17 protein-coding genes and 1 pseudogene are annotated in these 20,823 nt (G+C 29.3%); 5 read left to right on the top strand and 13 right to left on the bottom strand.

Annotation, left to right across the window (positions count from 1 at the left end; all coding sequences use genetic code 11):
* Positions 1 to 76 precede the first annotated feature (76 nt).
* A pseudogene (locus H624_RS12475) lies at positions 77 to 187 on the bottom strand (LPXTG cell wall anchor domain-containing protein); the annotation flags it as partial.
* A 457-nt stretch (positions 188 to 644) separates the two neighbouring features.
* Between H624_RS12475 and H624_RS0111060 the strand changes: the two are divergent.
* Entirely contained in the window at positions 645 to 2,123 is a 1,479-nt protein-coding gene (locus tag H624_RS0111060; RefSeq protein ID WP_026867663.1) for an AcpB/EbpR/MafR family transcriptional regulator, read from the top strand.
* A gap of 50 nt (positions 2,124 to 2,173) precedes the next feature.
* Here the strand turns inward: H624_RS0111060 and H624_RS0111055 are convergent, their stop codons facing one another.
* Complete coding sequence (locus H624_RS0111055; protein WP_026867662.1) at positions 2,174 to 2,371, bottom strand: hypothetical protein; 198 nt, start codon at positions 2,369 to 2,371, stop codon at positions 2,174 to 2,176.
* Positions 2,372 to 2,451: 80 nt separating this feature from the next.
* Between H624_RS0111055 and H624_RS0111050 the strand changes: the two genes are divergently transcribed.
* Positions 2,452 to 3,030, top strand: a complete 579-nt coding sequence (locus H624_RS0111050; protein WP_035857295.1) for a pyridoxamine 5'-phosphate oxidase family protein — start codon at positions 2,452 to 2,454, stop codon at positions 3,028 to 3,030.
* A 15-nt stretch (positions 3,031 to 3,045) separates the two neighbouring features.
* On the opposite strand, the gene H624_RS12120 is transcribed toward H624_RS0111050, so the two are convergent.
* The 7 genes from H624_RS12120 to H624_RS0111015 all read right to left on the bottom strand — a co-directional run bounded on the left by H624_RS12120 (position 3,046) and on the right by H624_RS0111015 (position 9,152).
* Positions 3,046 to 3,768, bottom strand: a complete 723-nt coding sequence (locus tag H624_RS12120; RefSeq protein ID WP_035857293.1) for a tyrosine-protein phosphatase — start codon at positions 3,766 to 3,768, stop codon at positions 3,046 to 3,048.
* 125 nt (positions 3,769 to 3,893) lie between these two features.
* Entirely contained in the window at positions 3,894 to 5,507 is a 1,614-nt protein-coding gene (locus H624_RS0111040) for an amidohydrolase (RefSeq protein WP_026867660.1), read from the bottom strand.
* Positions 5,508 to 5,518: 11 nt separating this feature from the next.
* Positions 5,519 to 6,937 carry a sodium:solute symporter family protein gene (locus H624_RS0111035; RefSeq protein WP_026867659.1) on the bottom strand — a complete coding sequence of 473 codons (1,419 nt, stop codon included), beginning with the start codon at positions 6,935 to 6,937 and terminating at the stop codon, positions 5,519 to 5,521.
* Positions 6,938 to 7,048: 111 nt separating this feature from the next.
* Positions 7,049 to 7,717, bottom strand: a complete 669-nt coding sequence (locus H624_RS0111030) for a hypothetical protein (RefSeq protein ID WP_026867658.1) — start codon at positions 7,715 to 7,717, stop codon at positions 7,049 to 7,051.
* A gap of 57 nt (positions 7,718 to 7,774) precedes the next feature.
* Positions 7,775 to 8,296 carry a YdcF family protein gene (locus H624_RS0111025; RefSeq protein ID WP_026867657.1) on the bottom strand — a complete coding sequence of 174 codons (522 nt, stop codon included), beginning with the start codon at positions 8,294 to 8,296 and terminating at the stop codon, positions 7,775 to 7,777.
* Positions 8,297 to 8,438: 142 nt separating this feature from the next.
* Entirely contained in the window at positions 8,439 to 8,660 is a 222-nt protein-coding gene (locus H624_RS0111020; protein WP_026867656.1) for a zinc ribbon domain-containing protein, read from the bottom strand.
* Positions 8,661 to 8,783: 123 nt separating this feature from the next.
* Positions 8,784 to 9,152: a hypothetical protein gene (locus H624_RS0111015; RefSeq protein ID WP_026867655.1), complete on the bottom strand. Its 369-nt coding sequence runs from the start codon at positions 9,150 to 9,152 to the stop codon at positions 8,784 to 8,786.
* Positions 9,153 to 9,317: 165 nt separating this feature from the next.
* On the opposite strand from H624_RS0111015, the gene H624_RS0111010 reads away from it, so the two are divergent.
* The 3 genes from H624_RS0111010 to H624_RS12285 all read left to right on the top strand — a co-directional run bounded on the left by H624_RS0111010 (position 9,318) and on the right by H624_RS12285 (position 13,868).
* A complete protein-coding gene (locus tag H624_RS0111010; RefSeq protein WP_026867654.1) occupies positions 9,318 to 10,466 on the top strand; it encodes a hypothetical protein in 1,149 nt (382 codons plus the stop codon).
* A gap of 46 nt (positions 10,467 to 10,512) precedes the next feature.
* Positions 10,513 to 12,465, top strand: coding sequence for a heparinase II/III domain-containing protein (locus H624_RS0111005; protein ID WP_026867653.1), 1,953 nt, complete (start codon positions 10,513 to 10,515; stop codon positions 12,463 to 12,465).
* Between the two features lie 92 nt (positions 12,466 to 12,557).
* On the top strand, positions 12,558 to 13,868 hold the full coding sequence (locus tag H624_RS12285) for a prolyl oligopeptidase family serine peptidase (RefSeq protein ID WP_051220581.1): 1,311 nt from the start codon (positions 12,558 to 12,560) through the stop codon (positions 13,866 to 13,868).
* A gap of 244 nt (positions 13,869 to 14,112) precedes the next feature.
* Here the strand turns inward: H624_RS12285 and H624_RS0110995 are convergent, their stop codons facing one another.
* Genes H624_RS0110995 through H624_RS12280 form a run of 4 tightly spaced genes read right to left on the bottom strand, consistent with a single transcriptional unit; the run spans position 14,113 to position 20,817 of the window.
* The gene (locus tag H624_RS0110995; RefSeq protein ID WP_026867652.1) at positions 14,113 to 15,306 is read right to left on the bottom strand and encodes an ATP-grasp domain-containing protein; all 1,194 of its coding nucleotides are present in this window, start codon (positions 15,304 to 15,306) and stop codon (positions 14,113 to 14,115) included.
* A gap of 33 nt (positions 15,307 to 15,339) precedes the next feature.
* Positions 15,340 to 16,401 (bottom strand): ATP-grasp domain-containing protein, encoded by a 1,062-nt coding sequence (locus H624_RS0110990; protein WP_026867651.1) that lies wholly within the window; start codon positions 16,399 to 16,401, stop codon positions 15,340 to 15,342.
* 26 nt (positions 16,402 to 16,427) lie between these two features.
* A complete protein-coding gene (locus H624_RS0110985; RefSeq protein WP_026867650.1) occupies positions 16,428 to 18,227 on the bottom strand; it encodes a hypothetical protein in 1,800 nt (599 codons plus the stop codon).
* A gap of 28 nt (positions 18,228 to 18,255) precedes the next feature.
* Entirely contained in the window at positions 18,256 to 20,817 is a 2,562-nt protein-coding gene (locus tag H624_RS12280; protein ID WP_051220580.1) for a glycosyltransferase, read from the bottom strand.
* Positions 20,818 to 20,823: the final 6 nt, after the last annotated feature.

Genomic DNA, 20,823 nt, shown 5'->3' with positions numbered 1-20,823 from the left:
CACAAATTATCTATTAAAAACTAAAAAATGGCTATGAACACCGAGAACGAGTATTCATAGCCATTTAATTACTTATTTATTTTTCTTCCTCTTCATCTTTTCTTCTTTTGAAAGCAAAGATTGTACCTAGAGCTGCTAGGAAGGCTGCAAAGATGCCTGTCTTACCATCATTTGCCATACCTGTATCAGGAAGACTTTCTACTCAACGGAGTGTAGTAATACCCATTCCACCTTTTTTCGCAAATCACATTTAAATTGGAAATCACCTACGAACCCTTTTATACCAATGGTTAAAAGTGATAAATCTAACATATATTTTTATAAAAAGTTCATGGCTATTAATCACACTTTTAAGACTTCTTCTTTTTTATAAATATTTATATATTTTGGCTAATTAATATTCACAAAGTATCATTTATTAATTTTATTCTCTACCCTTATTTATTAAATCTATATATATTTCTGCAAAAAATTGCTAAAAAATAAAGATTTACTATTTAATAGATAACAGGTAAAAATAATTATACAACTTTGAAGACCTTGTTATTTAAACGTTTATGAATATTTTCCTTGAAAATGGGAATAAAAGAACAAAAGTGAGAAATGTAAAATAGTAAAGTTTTGATGTAAAGGAGTTATTGCTTATGAGAAGATTGTTATCAAAAACTGAACAAAGAAAGTTAGCACTTGTAAAATTCCTTAATAAGTCAAATCAATATGCTAATATCTCTGATTTGTCTGAGGAATTCAACACATCTGAGAGAAATTTAAGAGAAAACTTAAACGAACTCAGAGAGTTATCTAATATTTTAGATGTTGATTTACATCATGACCGAGTACTAATAAACTTTCATAAGAATACAGGGATGGAGTCACTAACCCGACATTTCATAAATAAGAATTTCTCTTTCCAAATGCTTGAATTACTTTTCTTCAATGATGATATGAGTGTAGATGACTTGTCTGTGCACTTGTTTGTCAGTCAGTCTACTTTATATAGATATTTCAACAAGATTGATGATATCTTAACCAGTCAATTTGATTTATCTTTTGAAACGAATCCTTGTAGAATCGAAGGTGATGAAAAGGGAATTCGTAATTTCTATAATACTTTTTTCAGAGAGAAATATGGTATTTTTGAATGGCCATTTGAAGAAGTGGTTCCAAGAAATTTGTCTCATAAACTCATCGAAGATACGTTGAAAATCTTAGATTTAGATTTTGACTTTTCTTTTAGAAGACATATGAGATTCATTTCTGCGATTGCGATTACTCGATATAAGCAAGGTAAGAATTTGATGATAACAGCCAATGATACTAAATTCGAGGTTATTGAAAGATTAGAAAATGAATTAAATATAGATGATTATTCTACGGCTTTAAGCCTTAAAATTAATCAACATTTGATATATGAAATTTTTACACCTTTCTTAAATAACAACGTATTTTATACCCCAGATGAATTAATCAACTATGCGCATTCTAACCAAACGATTTCTGTCTCGTATTTCAAGGCTTTAAGTATATGTAGAAACTTATCTAATAAATATAATGTTCCAATTCCTAATCAGGACCAATTGATTATGGGCATTCACTCCACTTATTACCTTGGTTCTAGTGAACCATTTTCACACTATCTCGTTTTCGATAAAAAACAGCAGTTCCTAGACAACGTACAATTAGAATTCCCATCGTTCTACGATGATTTACAGTCCTACGTGAAAGAATTCCTAGACAATAATAGTAAGTGTGATCCTGATATAGTAAATCACATGATTTACACTTTCATGACACACTGGGAAGATTTATTTGTTCACTTGAGAAAAACTAAACCGAAATATGATGTATTCTTTATGAGTAATAATGATTACGAACATGCTACAATGTTGGCGAGTATAATTTCAGATGAGTTTAATTCACAACTTAATGCATATATAGGATATGATATATCCCAAATCAAAGATATTTGCCCGAGTGGTAAATACGACTTAGTCGTAACGAATTTCCCATATGAAAACATTTATAAGACCCCGGTAGTTTGTGTTGAGAATTATCCTACACCTAAAGACATATTAACAATAAGAAACGAACTAGTTATGATTTCAAGTGAAAAACAGGCATAGATTTGTTCAAAAAAAAGGAGCGGCGAACACCGCTCCTTTTACGTATTCTTTTATATACTCTTAACTTCGATAGATGTTACTAGCTTTAAATTAATGTAAATCTCTTGGCCGCTTCGGTTCGGTAGGCTAATAAATTGTCTTTGCCTCTCTGTGCCTTCTAAATGATGGAGTAAGGTATCGACCGCTTCTGTCTTATTGACTTCTATGTTCGAGCCACCAATAAAATGAATCGTAATGATTTTTTTCATTTATTTCACCTCTTTGTAACCTATACCCAAATTTTAATACTTTAAAAAATGTTAAAATTTTTATATTGAGGGGGAATTATATGTCACAAGGAGAACGTGAGTTACAAGAAAAGTTTGGTACGAAACGACGTGCAAAAGCTTTTTATGATAATCAGATGATTGATTATATTAATGAACAGATGAAGGATTTTATAAAAAATCAACAGTTCATGTTTGTATCAACAAGTGATAGACATGGAAACTGTGATTCGACCTTTAGATCAGGACAAAAAGGTTTTGTCTATGTGATCGATGAACATAGAGTAATGTATCCGGAATATAGAGGTAATGGTGTCATGGCATCATTAGGTAACATCAGTGAAAATCCCCATGTAGGCTTGTTGTTGGTAGACTTTTTAGAAGACCAGGTCGGTTTACATATAAACGGGGGTGCAGAAATCGTTGAAAACGAGGAACTCATAAGTATATTACAAGATAAAGACCTCGTCGGGCGTTTAGAAGACATGCACCAAGGGAAAGCTGAACGCTGGGTGGTCGTCACTGTAGATGAAGCTTATATTCATTGTTCTAAGCATATTCCAGAGCTAAGAGAAGTGAGTAAAATGGAACAGACTCAGAAAAATAGTGGGAATTACTTTAAAGTGAAGAAGGAAAAATAAAAAGTGGACTAATCTCTAGTCCACTTTTACCTTCTCAGTAGTTAATACAATTTCTGCTTGCTTTTTCATTTCTTCTACATATGATATTCCAAGTTGTTCTTCAATAATATCGTATGCTTGTTTCAATCTAAACGGTCTCACTTCAGCATGGTGGGCATCACTTGAAACGATATGAATGTCACCATTTTCTATCATGTCTAAAGCGACTGATTGAAGTTCTGTCCCAAGGTCTCCACAAACTGATGCAGCTGTCACTTGTGCAATGGCACCGTCATTGATTAATTTCTTTAGAATATGGCGTTGTTCTACTAGTGGCTGACAACGTTCTGGATGCGCAATAATAGGTGTCAGATTTAGTTGTCTTAGCTTTTCAAAAACTGCTTCAATATCTTCTTTTAACTCTGTAAAGGAGAATTCTACGAGTACATACTTTCCATTTGCTAGTGTAATTGCTTCTCCATTGACTAATTCACTAATAATATCATCATTGATTCTAATTTCCTGACCTGGGTGTACGGTAATATTGATGTTATTATCATCTATAATATTTTTTACTTCTGATAATTTTTCATATACAACGGATGATGGTGTAATGTGTGCTGGACTGTGATGATGTGGCGTACAGATAATATCTGTAATGCCTAGTGATTGTGCTTGTAATAATAAATTTAAAGTCTCATCTTTAGATCTTGGTCCGTCATCCACATTGATTAATAAGTGATTATGAATATCTATCATATAAAGTCACTCCATCTCTATTATTTACACCTTAATTATAACTTCAATAAGTATAAGTTTGAAATAAACCCCCTTAACTTAACCGAATCCTTACAATAGAAAAAGCTAGGTCTATGACCTAACTTTTATTTTTCATATACTGTTTTACCATTCACAATCGTACGATTCACTAATGAATCAGATAACTGAGTTTTCTCATCGTATGGGTTATCTGTTAATACGACAAAATCTGCATACTTCCCTACTTCTATAGATCCTTCTAAATCATCTGTTTGATTTAGCCTAGCAGCATCTATTGTCATCTTTTTGTAGGCTTCAACTCTCGTAAGTTTCTGTGTATTTCCTAATGTTTCACCGCTTCTTGTTTTTCTTTCTACTGCAAACCTAATTGAATCTAGTGGAGAAATATCAGTGACTGGACAATCTGAGTGTATTGTAAAGATCATTCCCTCATCTTCTGCCCAGCGAACAGGTTCTTGGTTAATTACTCTATCCGGACCTAAAAATGTATTTTTGTGCACATCACCGAAGTAATAAAGGTGGTTGATGAAGAAAGAACCACCAATATTGTTTTTTGTCATTTCTTGAATATCTTCTAAGGAAGCAATTTGTAAGTGTTCTACACGATGCATTTGCTTAGTCTTTTTATAATTACTTGTATTGATGTAGGCTCTAATAACATCTTCTCCTGCCTTGTCACCATTTGCATGAGTGATAAGTGGATAGCCTAATTTTTGGAAGTGAATGAAAAGTTTTTCTAACTCTTCAAGTGTAAACTGGGTGTCTGCTGACGGTGTGCCATCATAATATGGTTCTCTTAAGCTTGCAGTATGGAGTTGGATGCTGCCATCATTAAAGAATTTAGCCCCAGCTAATGTAGAGAATCCGTTACTTAAGGTCTCTAATTTTACTCGTATTGAATCAGCTGTTTCATTTTCAAACATTGGATCATTAAGTAATAGCTTATAATCAATAGCAAATCGAATTCTAAAATCTTGTTCTTCCTTGTCTTCAAGATATTTTAAAGATGCTTTATAATCATTTATACCATTTAATAGACTGACACACATCTCCGTCGCACTCGTAATGCCTCTACTTTGATAGTCATAGACCCCACCTTTAATATCCTCAGCCAAATCCCCTGCAGATATATCTGGTAAAACTGCCTTAACCTTATCAAGTGCAGGAAATTCAAATAATACACCGTTGATTTGACCATTTTCATCACGTTCAAATGATCCACCTTTAGGGTCTGGTGCATCTAAATCTAAATTCATTATTTCTAAGGCTTTTGTGTTTACTGTCCCCATATGTGCTGAACTATGTTGAATATAAATGGGTATATCTGTTGATACTTTGTCTAAATCAAAACGGTTTGGGTGGCGTCCTTCTTGAAGTTCAAATTCATTATAGCCATAACCCCTCAACCATCCATCTCTTAAAATTTCATCTTTTTGTTCCTTAAATTTCTCAATAATCTCTTCAATACTTTTAGTATTTTCAGGTGAACAATTTAATTGTCTTCTAAAGTTTGAATACATCACCAAATGACTATGCGTATCTATAAAACCTGGTGAAAGAAATTGCCCTTGTAAATCTAAATCTGTATCTTCAATTACCAAGTCAGCTTGTTCATTTATGACATCTATTTTTCCGTTGTTAATCAGAATAGTTGCTAACTGTACTGATCCATCATCAACGTTTAGTACATTGGCATTAGTAATCTTTTTAATCCTCATTTAGTTCTCCCCTATTTGTAATCTTCTAATTTATACTTGTATGCTGCTTTTGGAATCTCACTCTTGTCATGTTTGGTTAATAAACTCACTCCAACGACTAAAATCAATGATAATGAATAACCGACTAGTGCCTGGTCAAAAGGGAGCCCTAGATATGGATAGATTATTACAATAATCAGTGATCCAACCATACTGATCAGTACACCTTTCTTAGTGACTCTAGACCAAAACATGATTGCTAGGAATGGGAATACCAACATGACACCATTTACCATGAGTGCCCAGCGGTAGGCGTCATTAATGTTCGTAATAAAGAAAGCAACGACGAGGCCTAAGAGCGTCATAATCGCAACTGATATTCTGGATATCAGTAATAGTTTCTTGTTTGAAGCTTTAGGATTGATCAATACTTGGTATAAATCTCTTGTTAGGTTACTTGCACCTTGTAGATTAAATGAAGTTGCACCTGTCATTAAAGCTGCAAGCAGTGCCACAAAAACAATTGCTGCAATAGGTGTAGGTAACAATTCATTTGTTACATAAGAGAATACTAAATCTTGTTGCATATTTAAATCGACAAATTGTCGTGCAGATACACCAATTAAGAATGGTAAGAAAGATATGACCATAACAATGATGTGCCCAATAACTCCTGCTTTTAAAGCTGTCTCTTCATCTTTAGCCGCAAATATTCTTTGCCAAGTTGACTGCCATACTAAATAGAATGGACCAACTGAAAGTGCATATAATAATGTATCTGTTACACCATCTGCACTGATTGGACTAAGAAATTCCCAAGATGTATTTGCAAACAGTTCACTAAAGCCACCGACGTGCATAACAACTGTAATGGCTAATACAATTAAACCAATTAATATTAATATCGACTGCATCGCGTCTGTAATAATCGTTGCAGGTAAGCCTCCTAAAATTGAAAATATTAAAATAAGAATAGTACCCACAATAAGTCCAGTTGATTGATCCCAGCCTGAAGTGATGTTAAATACTGTTGACATACCTATTAACTGCAACCCTAGGGTTGGAACAGAATAGATAATTGCAGATAAAATCGATGGAATGATTCCTGCTCGACCACCAAATCTTGCAGTAAATAAATCAGCTAATGTAAAAAGTTTTTGCCTTCTTAATGGTTTTGCGAAGAATATGACTAAAATCAAACTAAATATGTAGGCAACCATAGCAAATTTAACGTAACCAGATAAGCCGACTGTAAAGCCTAATCCTACCCAACCAATGAATACAGCTGCACCAGCGTTTGTACTGATAATGGTTCCTGTAATTTTCCAAAATCCTGTTGACCAAGAGGATATCATGTAATCCTCATATGTTTTAATCTTGTAGAAATAATAGCAGGCAATACCAAACATTGCCCCAAAGTATAATATAAATAGCGTAATGTACCAGTACATTATTTTCCCCCATGTTTTAAAGATGAATACAATTATAGCTTAGTTTTAAATATAATGAAAATTCAGTATTATAAATAAAATAAAAAGGCCACCCTAAGGTGGCCTTTTGTCTTATACTAACTGATCTAAATAAACGTTGTCATAAAATGATAGTGTAAACATTGCATAGAACGATACAAGCGGTGTTTGTACTTTTTGTTTCTTCCATGTGTTTTCGAATGCATTGTCGATCATGTAGTTCAATACTGTATTATAATATGTTTCATCATAAATCTTGTTTAAGATGTGTGTATTTGAATTAAATAATTCTGTAATAACTGCTTGAACTGTTTCAGTTATATCCCCTGCATTCTTTTCAATGCTCTGTAAGAATGGTTCAATACTCTTGTTGTAAGAGATAATTGCTTCTCTTGTGTCTTTATTTACTTTCTCTAAATCATCTGGAAGTATGAGTGGGTAAAAGTCAATATCTGAGTTTTCTAAAGTGAACTTAGCAACTGTTTCAGCTTCTGAAGGATACTGTGGTGTATTGTCATTCACATATATACCGTGTGTACTTTGCATTAAGGATAACTTTAATAAATCCATTTTAATGAATGAACGTATAATTTCTACGACTGATAGATGGTTGAATCCTTCTTCTTTAAAGAATTCTTGAACATCCTCGAAGTGTTTTGTTTCATTAGCGACCATTTCTGGTAAGCGTGTTGCTCTGTAATTGAATGATCTAAAATCTTCTAGTTGCTTTAAATATTCTTTGGTTTCTTTATAGCTCTTCATGTAATCCCCTATTCTAATATTTCTTATTAGTCTAGTTTAACATATCAGCTACTATTTTTACTGGTAGGTTAACCGGGATTTTGTTCTGTATTTACTTTTACTATATAATAATTTATCTTTTGTAAAGAACTTGTAGTTTCTCATAAGATATAAGCCTAATTTCACAACTTCAGAAGCATATTCTATAAAAGTCGTATCATGATGTACACCAACAAATTTAAATTTGTCGTTATATTTGAATCTATCTTTAAAAATCATTTTTGTTCTGAATATGTGATACTGACTTGTTACAACAATAACATGACCATAGTTTAATCGTTTTAAGATTTCTTCTATTTCAATCGCATTATTGTATGTTGTTGTTGAATAGTATTCTGTTAAAATATGTCTTTCATCAATGAAATCATAGTTTGAGTTTAATAAATCAATTTGACCTCTGAGTTCGTTTTGGTCATTAAATGAAGTAATCAGAATGTGTGCGTCTCCGCTGTCAAAACGTTGGTATAAATCTGCGACTGCTTTGAATCTACGGTAATCACCGTCAAGGTATACAATTAATGTTTTGTTTTCAAAAGACATATTTACACCCTTTCTTCATTCTTAAATTAAGCTTAACAAGGGTATATTTAGATTGAATTTAAAGTCAGTTAAGAACATGTAAAAACCTCCAAAGCGATAATTTGGAGGTTTTTACGGTTATATCAGTTTCATTTAAATCTTCTTATTCAGTATCTGTTCGACCAAAATCACTTCGTTCGTCTTTTTGTTGTTTCTTCAATTCTTCTTCAGGATAATTTTCTTCTGGCATTTCTTCAACAATATCTTTTCGTATTTCGTCTTTATTCTGTTCTTTTGAAGACTTATAATCAATGAATTCTCCACAATTAGGACAAACTTGTACGACATTAGATACTTCTTGATTACAATTCGGGCATTTCTTCATAATATTCCCCTACCTTTTATGAAAATTAATATTAATTTATACCCGTAAATGATTCATTATAGACATGGTTTAAAATTTTCTGTAAGAATAATTTAAGCTCTTGAAATATCAATGGCTTAAGACTTACTCAGCTTCTGTTAGGTTAATAGTATCTTCATTGTATTGGTTAAAACTGACTACGATACTATCCGCTTCTTCAACCGTGTCTACCGTCATTGGTGGATCATCACTGTATTGAATCGTTTCGATAAACTCATCACCATTGTAGTAGGAAACGTAACTAGAACGATTGATTTCATATGATTTTGATGGATCATAATCGATTGGTTCAGTTGATCTCATCTCATCGTTTTCTACTACTTCACCGTCGTAAGTCACCCAGGTACCTTCGTTCAGAGAACTCGTGTCGATTAGGTTGTCATCTGAATTTGAGCAAGCAGATAACACTATAACTGTTAATAATAATGTATTAAAAATTATTCGTTTTTTCATTTACTTTACCTCCATTTGAGTTTTTATATAATATCCCCTCTCATTTTGAATTAAAACATAATTGGAATATAAAAATTATAGCTATTAAATTTTACCTTAAATGATTTTATTATATTATAATGTAAACTAAGTGTAGTGATTTATAATATTCGGAGGTTTCAAAAAATGAAAATATCTTTTGAAAATATTGAACAACGAGAAGGATATATAAAAAGTGATTATAAAGATGATAATCACTCACATTTTATAGAATTCAAATTAAGTATCCCTATTTTTGTTAGAGAAGATTTAATTGCCATTTCACTAGCTACTCTATGTGGTACAAAATATGAGCAAATTAGTATGGAATTAACAATATCCCAAATAACAAAAGATTACATTGAAAAGTTCACTAAATCTCAGCTTCTAGTAAAAACAAAGAATTATTCAATGGTAGTATCAAAATCCAAAGATCGTCATACTTTAAACTTTAGTGGAGGTTTCGATAGTCTAGCTTCGCTTGCATTCATGCCAGAAAATTCTTCACTTGTTTCTATGAATTTTGGTGGGCACTTTAAAAGAGAGATGTCAATGATATCAAAATTTAATAGCCACATTGTCACTACAAATTTATTAGAAACAGACTTCAGAAAAAACTCATGGTTATTTATGTTAATCGCCTCAATACTATATAAAGATTACCTGGATTCTACATATAACATTTCTGGCGGAGTGATTGGTGCAGGCTTTCTAAAAAATCCTAGTTTTATAGATAAATATAATACTCCAACTCTAGTTTCAGCAGCAAATATGAAAAGCATTCCATACACTCTATCATTATCAGAAATTGCTGCTATAAGAGTGGCTGCACATAATTATCCAGATTTAATGAATGATTCTTTAAATTCACTAGCTAATCCAAAAGAAGAGAAAAGATTCAGAAAACAGTTACTATTAGAAATTGAGATTGAAAGATCAAATTTAGGTATTGATATCAAGGATGGTGTTAAACCACCCACAAAACCTCATTTTAATTGGGGAGAAAATATACTTCTGGATCATTTAGCATTATATGTGATTAAATACAGAGGGTTCGACGAAGCATTGCAAACAGTCAATAACATTCCAGAAGAAGCCAAAAAGCTAGTAGACAATCTTGAATTAACATTTTATGACCGTTATTTCACGGACGTTTTAAATTTCATTCCGAAAGAATTTCATAAATCCTATGTGAATACTTTAGTAGAATCTGGAATACGACCATTTGAAAGAAATGATTGGTATGAATATACTGAGACATTAAAATTTTTAAGTAATTTTCACAGCATTATTTAATACATCACACTTATATAAGACTTTTAATAGATGGTAGGTAATATTTATGTTGAATTCTATTTTCCAAATATTAAATAAATATAATATAGACAAAGAGGAATCTATCAAAATAGCAGAAACAATTCTAGAGAATAATTTAATAATAAAATATAAATATATTCCTAAAAGTTTGACTAATAATATAGAAGAACTTCAATTCAATAAGACTTTTGAATGGAATATAGATTTAGATAATTACACAAATATGGCAATGTTACATTTACACGCTTGGGAACCTATTAATTATTTATTGTTAGCATTTCATTATACAAATAATTACGAGTACCTAATTAAATGTAATGAACTTATGGAAAGTTGGTACACACATAGCAAATATGCAAACCATAAGTATTTATACTATACACACTGTGTAGCTGATCGTTCACTAATTTTAGGGTATCTTAAATTAGTGAACAGTAAATTCATTTCTAATAATATTTTAAATGATTTGATAACCAAACATACTAAATTTCTTGCAGATGAAGAAAATTACATTAAATATAATCACGGTTCAATGTTAGATCGTTCATTACTACTATTGACATTAATATTAAGAAATAAACCTTTATTTGATTTTTCAATTGATAGATTCAGCGATAATATCGAAAATACTTTTACAAAAAATATGATATGTAAAGAAAACTCTTTTACATATGCTATCTTTAACCTTGAATTAATTGTAACTACTCAAAAACTTTTATTGGATAATCTTAATATTTATTTAATTGACAACTTTGATGATCGAATTAACTCTGCTCTTAATTTTCTTGATATAGTAAGAAAGCCTAATGGAAAACTACCATTATATGGAGATGGAGAATTGATTGATGAAGAAAAGCTAAAAGACAGTGTACTTAGTACTTTTTATCCTGAGCATAGTCTATTCAAACCGGTAATAATTAGTGACAAAATTGAATCTTATTATTATAAATATGAATCATACATAATTATAAAAAATGCATATTTCTATTTTTTTGTTAGAACGGGCGATATTATTAAAAATCATAAACATGCAGATGATTTATCATTTAATCTTTATATAGGTGAAGATATTATTATAGATACAGGTACCTTCAATTATGATAAAGGAACCTATAGAAATTACCTAAAGTCAACATCAGCTCATAATGGAATTGAATTAAATAATGAAAATTATAACTATCTTACAAGCAAAAAAGATGAACTGTTTATACATTCTTTTTCTGAAAATGATGATTATATTCATATTACACTTGTGAATAAAAGCTATTCTTATGCCAATATAACTAGAAATATTTATGTACTTAAAGATTATAACTCTTTATTGATTTCAGATTATATACTTTCACCAATTAAAGTATTTTCATCTCAAATATTTAACTTATCAAAACAATTTAAAGATAACTTAGAAATAAATATAAATAATAATCATGTTGAAATAAACAGTAAATTTCAATTTACTTGTTTAAATGAAAGCAATAAAAAGTTTTCGTTCACTAAAAATAATTTATACTCTGAAACATTTCAGAAATCAGAAATTATCCCGAAAATTGAAATTACAAATTTAAATAACTATACAAATCAAATTACGTATATTGGCAATCTTAATAATTCAATTTCGCTTATGGAAAATGAAGAAAATGTGTTAAAAATAATGATTAATGAAAAAGTTATATCACTTCCTTCCGAAATATGTGATGAGGAAATAGAAATAGATAGATATGTAAATGTATTTAGAGATAACCTATCACACACTATTGAAATATACTGTAAATCTTACGAACATTGCGAATATGCAATTTACATATATAATGAAGATAACGATAGATTAGATATATTATGGTATCAGACAAGTCCTATTTTCAAGTATAAATTCCCTTCAGATGGTCTATTTAGGATTCGCTGTTTTATTAAAGATTCTTCTACCGGGGATAAATTTGAGTTTAGTAATTTTAAAAATATTAAAACTTTACATTCTTAATTCTATACCTATTAAAAATTAAAAACATTACATTATGATTATTTTTTTCTTAGGTAAGAATTATTTAGAAATACAATTAGGAGATTATAGTCATGTCCAATGAGATTATTTCGTATGATAATATCACAAACAAAGATTTGTTAAATCTAAAAAACAATAAAATCATAGTCAGAAAAAATAATGTTAATTTTCATTTTAAAATTTTTTTAAAAAAACAATCAAATTCACTAATCGCTTTTTCTAATGGAGCTGTAGATTATACGAAGAAGAAACCACCTGTTTTTATGAGAGAGAAATGGCAAGGAGATTACAATGCAAATTGTATTTATATAGATGATCCTACATTGCATAATAGTAATCTAAGAGTAGGATGGGGATTCGGTGAAGATAACCATTATTATCTAGAATCAATTAGTGAAATTGTTAAGGAAGTAGCTAATATTTTACAAATTCCATCTGAAAATACCATATATTTTGGTTCTTCTGCAGGTGGGTTTATGTCAATGATGCTTGCAACTATGCATCCCAATACAACTGCAGTAATAAATAACCCACAATTCACGGTAAAAGAGGAGAGATATATTAATTTCGTAAAAAATAAATATCCAGATTATACACATCATGAAATTAAAGAATTATTTTCTGAACGTTTCTCTTTTTATAGGCTCTCGGAAAACCGTGAATATTTCCCTAAAGTAGTATATATTATAAATAGATATAGTGAAAGCGATGTAAATTTACAATATATCCCATTTAAAAAATATATTGATACAGATCAAGGATTGAGTGAGTATGTACAATTTATAGAATATCATTCATCAAATGGTCATAGTGGTCTGTATCCACGTCAACAAGTTTCAAAATTATTAAATAGTATTTTAGAGAAATGGTCTGCTAATAAATATATTACTTACAACAATGATGAGAAAAATATCATGACCAGTTTTCTTGTAAGAGATAATAAATCTAATATATTAACTAAAGTACCTTACTATAATTTAATTTATATTCCCAAAAGATTTCTTCAAGCAAAAAATTTTTCTGAATTAAATTTTTCTTATAAATCTAAGTCTGGTATTTTAAAATTATCGTTGCTGAGTAAATATAGATTTAAGTCTGGTAGAAAACTCTTAGAATATAGCATCCTTATAAATGATAAATTAATTTGTGTAGAAGATATGTCTCAGTTTAACAGAATTAATGATGTTAATATATTTAATTTAGTAAAAGGTGATCGTATTACGATTAGAGTACAAACATTAAATACTCAGTCATCTTCATCTTGGGAGACTGCGTCTATTCTCCATATATTGCAAGTCCAAGAGTATATTACTAGTATAAAATTCCCAGAGCAAATTACATACACTAGTCCATTTATGAAAAAAATAAGCAATCCTAGTTGAATAAACTTGGATTGCTTATTTTTAATTATATTTTCTAAAGTCATTCTTAATTAATTATAGAATTTAAATATTTTTCAAGTTCAATTAAATTCATCATACAATTAAAAGTATAGATACATGTAACATTATTTCGGATTTTATAACTCTATAGAAAATATTCTAGTAATCTCCATATAACTTTAAATTCAGACTGATAAAAGTCATTTTCTTCTTTTATAACTTTAAAATTGAATTAATGTTTCTACTAAAATTTCATATAAAGCTCTTTCAAATTATCTATATTATTATCTAACAACTTCTTCTTTCTATTCATAAATGAAATATAATTTCTAATATATTCTTCTTCATAGTAAATATTATACTTGTATTTTGGATTGTTTACAAATTGATCAACTGAAATAATAGATTCAAAGTATGATTTAGCAGGATTTTTTGGTACACCAAATGTTGGATACGATGGAATAGACAAGTTCGGATAAGTATTAATTTCAATTATAGCAGGGTTCTCATCTTCAAATGAAGTCATCATTACATCTAATCCACCAGTGTTAACACCTGGAATTGATGCAAGTGCATTTAAGGACGTTTCTTTTACCGATTCTGAAACAATATCTGTAACTTCTATTAATTCCCCACCCTGAGAAACATTAGATACAGAATTCAACAGTATTGGTTCATCTAATTTAGGGATGTAATTCACGTCTAAGTCATGAGATAAAAGAAATTCTATGATTCTTTCATTTAGAATAATCGGCATTCTTTTTAAATAATAGCAATCTACTCTATCTTTATTTTTAATTTCTACTAATTCAGAAATGGTGTGAGTGCCGTCTCCCTTAACATATGGCGGGACTCTAACGACTATAGATTCTATTGCCCCTTCTATAATAGTAACCCTGGCTTCAAATCCCTCTAAATAATTTTGTACAACTATTCTTTTATCTTTTTCTTTAATTGCAGAAACAGCTAATTCCCAATTGTGTTTGAAACGTGCTTTAGATACGTTGGTACGTACTCCTCTACCTAAAGATGAAGCCAGTGGCTTAATAACAACTTTATTTAAATTCTGATTAAAAGTATGTTCATATGCAAAATCTATATCATCTTTATCATAGACTTGTGATTGAGGAGTACTAATTCCAAAATTATTCAATATTTGTTCAGTTTTTAATTTATCATTTGTTAACTCTCTAGCGATTTTAGATGTTGTCGGATAGAACGGATTTAATACAGTACCTATTTTGGAATTATCTATCCTTAGAATATCAATCTTTTTTAGATATTTCCTTTTAGTATTGCGTATTTTGTATTTATATACACTATTTTTTAAAAAGTTAAGCTGAATACCTGCTGTAGTAGTAATGATATTTTCATCATATTTATTTTGCTTTTTATGTGGTATATTATCAAATAAATAATTTAAATCTTTATTATCCAATACTTATTTCCTCATTTACTTAAATTTATTTATTTAGTTAATATTATTGTTAGCTTTATATTCCGCTAACATAGCATCAATTAAATCGAAAACTGGCTCTTTTGGTGTTCCCTTGTATGGGTAGTGATGCATTCTTAAATTTGCATCAGGGTTAATTTCCAATACATAAGGATTGGTATCGTTTAATGATCTATAAATTATGTCTACACCTGCTGTATTGAGCCCTGGAATTGCCTTTACAGCTGACTCAGCAGTCTCAATCATAGAATCATTAACAAGATGTGATATCTCATAACTGTCTCCACCTAAAGAAATATTAGAGGATTTATGCAGATACACTACCTGATTATTATCTGGTATACTATCTAAACTAAGATTCTCATTTTCTAGATTATTTAACAATCTTAGATCAACTTTGATTGGTAGTACTTTCAAATGTGGATTAAGTTTTCTTTGTATATTTTTATTGTCAATCAGTTCTTTAACTGTATTTTTACCGTTACCAATAACATTAGCTGGTACTCTTAAAATGGCTGAATTAAATTTCTTTTCTATAACAAGAAACCTCGTTTCAACCCCTGGTATAAACTCTTGAATAATTAAATGAAATTCTTTATTTCTTTCTTTAGTTGCGCTTTCAGCAAATTTCCATGCTTGATCAAAGTTACCTGAACCTACATTAAGAGTTATACCTCGTCCACCATTAAGGTTACTTGGCTTAAAAACATATTTGCCTTTTGTTTCCTTTATAAATTTTTTAGCCTCTTCATATTGGTTTAGTTCAAATCCAATTGAATTACTAGTATTAATCCCAGCTTCTTTCAACGCTAGTTCTGTAGCTAACTTATCTTTTGTAATTTTTTTTGCAATAGCTTTATTAGACGTGGGAGTTTGGCCATAAATTGACCCAAATATTTCATCCTTATATTTCATTTTTATTGCAAATTTACTTGCTTTTATGCTTTTACAGCCCTCAAGTCTAGATAAATGATAATTGGCCAACATTAACGTTCCTTGAAAATTAGTTTTGTACTTATTAATAGGAAGATCAGCTAAATATTCTATTATTATTGAATTTAGAAGCTTAAAGTCCATTTAATGCACCCCCTAACTTAAATTAACTAACTTATAGATATTTCTCCTGCTTTAAACCATGAATCAAACTTAAAGTTTTTTTTGTAGTCTATTTGAATTTTTACAGACGTTTTACCTTTTAAATCTATACTTTGCCCATTAGTAAAATTATTAATTGAGAGTCTTTTTTTATCCACTATTAAAAAAATATTTTTTTCTGGGTGACTATAATAACTTTTAATGTTGACTGATACATCAGAAGTACTGTCATTAAGTATTTCAAAATTAATCTTGGTGTCTCGTAACGCTATTCCATTTGTTGGTTTAATATAAATAGTATTTCCATTATTAGAAATACTAACATTCATTGGATTAATAATTTTTAGATATTCGTTAGGGTGAACTACGTCTACATAATTATCTTTATATACCTCTAAAGTATCATAACTATTTGCTACCTGGTAATTTAAGAACGGCCAGAATTCTTTAATATACATATGTAAAAGCGTAGCGTTTACTCTGTCATTCATTTTTAATGACAATAAATTTCTCAATAAATATTTACTGTTAAACAATATAAAAGTTTCTTGTACAGCATCTGTTTCTTGAGTTATACAACTATGCCAATTACTAAGTTTTGATTCAAGATATAACATCATACTTAAATTAGCATTTAGAATATTTTCACGAGTTAAATTACATCTGTCAGCTGCAGCCAAATACATTTTCTTACCTACGTCATTCTTATCTCGAATACTTTTAGGTAACCACTTTTTAGAGATATTATATCCATCTTCTATTTTTGTTACTTTATAACCAGATTGAGTATATGGTAATTTTGCCATTTCATATATATTGGACTTAATATGGATACTACCACAATCCATATTCTCTCTTACTAGATATGCTACTTCATTGGAATGTGCAGAACTAAAATTATATTTCATTTTCTTTATAAATTCTTCCGGGATATTTAAATCTCCAAAGTTATAATAATCATGGTTTAAATCAAAATTATAAATTAATCTGTCTACTAATTCCTTATCACGCAGATAGATTTCTTTTCTAGGTCCATCTTTCTCCATTTCAAAATCAATTAAGTATGTGAATAAATTCAGTTTAGATTTGATAGATTTAAGAATTGCCAAAGATACCTTTGAATCTACTCCCCCCGTTACAGATATATATAGTGTTTTGTCAAGTCTCGATAACCATTCAACCTGATTTCTAAGTAAAGGAATAGTTTTTTCAACTATTTCATTAACTGATTGATTTTCAATCTCGTATCTAGGAAAATATCTATTGAACGAATTTTCTTTGAAAGAAAAATAGTTATTGCAATTGAATTTATAGATAGATTGGGTACCTGTATAATCCATATAGCCATTAGTCCATCTTGTCTTCAAAGTGGTACCTTTGTTACTGTTCACTACTTCACGAACTATCACTTCATGAGAACCAAATAATTCTTTATTCCAATAAAAAATTGGTTTCATAGAAGTTGCATCTGTGTATATCTGAGTATCAGTAGAGTCACTAATAATTAAAATATATCTCCCATTAAAGTAATCTAAAGTATCATGAAAATGTTCATGTGATTTCCTGTATTGCTTATTTAAGTCTTCTAATATTTCATCGTAATCTTTTTTTGGGTTTCTAATATCTAGAATATAACCTAACATGTAAATTGTAATTTCTCCATCAATATAATGCGTTAAATTACTTGAATTTTCGTAGTAAAAGTACGCATTTGATAATTTTTCTTCATGATCTAAATATTCAGGGATATTTTCTAATTTTTCATTTGAAATTAAAAATTGATCTTTCCTGTATGATTTTATGACCATATCTTCACTCCTATTCTCAGTAAAAATATTAGAGGTTGGTCAATTTTAGTCTTCCTGCCTCAAGAAAACTTTTTTGATTATAATACTTTTTATATTTTAGTTTTATCTTAATATATTCATTTGGATTTACAGAAACTTCTTTAATATTTCTAAATTTTGTTATACAAATATCATTATTGAATTCACCATTGAAATCTATATTAACTTTAATAACATTTTTGACACTATAAAAACTTTGTATACTTATCTTTTCAATTTCTTCTCCTATATTTTTATAGTATAGAGTATAAGTATTCTTCATCTTTATAGGTAGTTTAACCGGCTTTATAATCCATTCTTTTAGTCGAAGATTATTTATGCTCAAATCAGGACTAACTGATAATTCTACATTATCACGATATAAATCTGTAGAGTCAGGACCATATACTAGATACCTTCTATCATTACCTTTATCAATTTTCTCTTTGATTTCTGTTAAAGTATTGTCCTTAATATTAAATTCATCATGTTTAAAATTATCCATATTAATTTTTATAATTCCATTTTTATCATTACTCATGATACTTCCATTTTCAACAAAACCAATTATAGGTGTATTACTACCTAAATAGTCACTGAGTTTTGATGGTAAGTATGGGTTTTTATCTTTAATACCATGGGTTAACGCATCACTTATTAATAAAAAGTCCAAATTCTGAGTTGTATTTAAGAATTCTAGGAATGACAAGTAAGGATATAAATTTATATTTAAGTTTTCTAATACTGTTTGCTCTTCTTCTGATATAACATCGATGTTAGTGAATAAATGAAGCTTGAACTGATATTCAAATTTATGATTCAAATAATCAATTAACTTAATAAAATGATGATAACTTCTATTTTCATAAAAGTTGCCAAAGTACCCTATATTAATAACAGATTCATCAAATTTAATTGTACTTATCTTCAGATTATAATATTCTCTATCTAGTGTAGGATGCTTGTGTATAACTGATTTTTTTCTAAGTATTGCTTTCTCTTCACTATTGAAGCGTTCAATCATTGTTTCCAATTGATGTTCATTTGTAAATACTAATTCATCTGCTAAAGCAAAAGGTATAATCTCCATCAGATTAAAAAGGTTGTTATCAACATATTTTTTAAAAGGTCCAAGTATTTCACCCGTTAAATATTTTACTAGATTCACATTCTCAATATCTGCAAATCTTTTATTAGAATGTATATCCATTAGAAGTGGATCTGAAAACTCAGCTACCCATCTAACTTCTGGTTTTAAAACTTTCATGAATAGAGGAGGGAAGTGTGAGATAGGAAACATAGCCCGGCTATAAATTTCTTCATACCTTTCCAAATTCTTGGAAAATAAATTGAATGCGTCGTCTACAAATTTATTTAAATAAAACATATTACTAAATGATGCTTGGTTATTACTTGTCTTATTCTCCCCTACTAAGTGTCTTATAATTTTTTTTAATGAATGCTCTTTTTTCCTTATTTTACTCATATTATTGGATATGACATCAACAATTTGATTTTCTTCTAAAATTCTTTTAGAAACAATGGTTGCACTAGTATCACTAAATGGAGGAAAACAATATGATATAACGAGCTTTTTAGCTAGATTTCTATTTAAAACTGAGTAATCAAAATGTTGTAAATTCATATTACTTACTAAATCAATAATCTTACCATGCTCATCTAAATTATTTTTAATATAATTATTCATAAATACTATTTGCGCTAAATATTTAGAACGAATCAATCTTTGAACCTGTTTATTTTTTACTAAATCATATAGCTCATCTAAAATTTCTAGAATCTCAACTCTTTGAAGTATTAAGAAATCAAAGTTTTCTGCCTTACGTGAAATAGAATTCATTCTTATTACTCTGTAATAAATAGCATTTTCTTCTATCGGGACAATCTGTAGTTTAGGTCTATTATTTGCAAAAAGTTCACAAAAGTAAACAGTGTCTTCACCACTTTTTAGAGAGGATCTGAATTCTTGAGTTAACAAGAATTTTTTAGGTATTATTTTACATGCAGTAATAGTTGATATTTTGTTTAAATCCATAAGCGCTATTGATTTTTTATTAGATGCATTGATGATTTCATAATTTAAACTGTTTGTAGTATCAATATATCCATCTGATATATTGTGAATTTGAGTGTACAAAATAGTTTGTGGATCTAAAAAATCAAATCCTGATTGTATAAAATTAGGTGAAATATAATCGTCAATATCAATAAAAGTAACATGTGTGTAATTTGCATATCTAACACCTAAATTTCTAGCTGCTCCTGCACTTGGTTCATCATTAATTAACAATGTAATATCAATAGTATTATATTTATTGATTTGATTGTATATATAGTTTACATCGTCTACAAATTTACCGTTAAAGACAATGATAACCTCGTAATTTGCAGTAGAAATTTCTTGATTAAGAATACTCTCTAAGCAAGTATTGATATAGTTAAAACCATCATAAACAGGGATTACAATGGATATGCCTTTGTCTAGTTTATCAGTATTCTCATTTAATTCTTTACTTATCAATTTTATTTGATCCTGATATTTATCATACAAGGGAAC

Origin of the sequence: Jeotgalicoccus marinus DSM 19772, from assembly GCF_000425825.1 — a bacterium.
Taxonomy (GTDB): Bacteria; Bacillota; Bacilli; order Staphylococcales; family Salinicoccaceae; genus Jeotgalicoccus; species Jeotgalicoccus marinus.
The sequence above is the reverse complement of the archived record's forward strand: the minus strand, read 5'-3'. Positions and strand labels throughout refer to the sequence as shown.

Excerpts from the sequence above, each read along its gene's own strand:
- H624_RS0111060 (WP_026867663.1), top strand. The coding sequence starts at position 645 with ATGAGAAGATTGTTATCAAAAACTGAACAAAGAAAGTTAGCACTTGTA.
- H624_RS0111055 (WP_026867662.1), bottom strand. The coding sequence starts at position 2,371 with ATGAAAAAAATCATTACGATTCATTTTATTGGTGGCTCGAACATAGAA.
- H624_RS0111050 (WP_035857295.1), top strand. The coding sequence starts at position 2,452 with ATGTCACAAGGAGAACGTGAGTTACAAGAAAAGTTTGGTACGAAACGA.
- H624_RS12120 (WP_035857293.1), bottom strand. The coding sequence starts at position 3,768 with ATGATAGATATTCATAATCACTTATTAATCAATGTGGATGACGGACCA.
- H624_RS0111040 (WP_026867660.1), bottom strand. The coding sequence starts at position 5,507 with ATGAGGATTAAAAAGATTACTAATGCCAATGTACTAAACGTTGATGAT.
- H624_RS0111035 (WP_026867659.1), bottom strand. The coding sequence starts at position 6,937 with ATGTACTGGTACATTACGCTATTTATATTATACTTTGGGGCAATGTTT.
- H624_RS0111030 (WP_026867658.1), bottom strand. The coding sequence starts at position 7,717 with ATGAAGAGCTATAAAGAAACCAAAGAATATTTAAAGCAACTAGAAGAT.
- H624_RS0111025 (WP_026867657.1), bottom strand. The coding sequence starts at position 8,296 with ATGTCTTTTGAAAACAAAACATTAATTGTATACCTTGACGGTGATTAC.
- H624_RS0111020 (WP_026867656.1), bottom strand. The coding sequence starts at position 8,660 with ATGAAGAAATGCCCGAATTGTAATCAAGAAGTATCTAATGTCGTACAA.
- H624_RS0111015 (WP_026867655.1), bottom strand. The coding sequence starts at position 9,152 with ATGAAAAAACGAATAATTTTTAATACATTATTATTAACAGTTATAGTG.
- H624_RS0111010 (WP_026867654.1), top strand. The coding sequence starts at position 9,318 with ATGAAAATATCTTTTGAAAATATTGAACAACGAGAAGGATATATAAAA.
- H624_RS0111005 (WP_026867653.1), top strand. The coding sequence starts at position 10,513 with ATGTTGAATTCTATTTTCCAAATATTAAATAAATATAATATAGACAAA.
- H624_RS12285 (WP_051220581.1), top strand. The coding sequence starts at position 12,558 with ATGTCCAATGAGATTATTTCGTATGATAATATCACAAACAAAGATTTG.
- H624_RS0110990 (WP_026867651.1), bottom strand. The coding sequence starts at position 16,401 with ATGGACTTTAAGCTTCTAAATTCAATAATAATAGAATATTTAGCTGAT.
- H624_RS0110985 (WP_026867650.1), bottom strand. The coding sequence starts at position 18,227 with ATGGTCATAAAATCATACAGGAAAGATCAATTTTTAATTTCAAATGAA.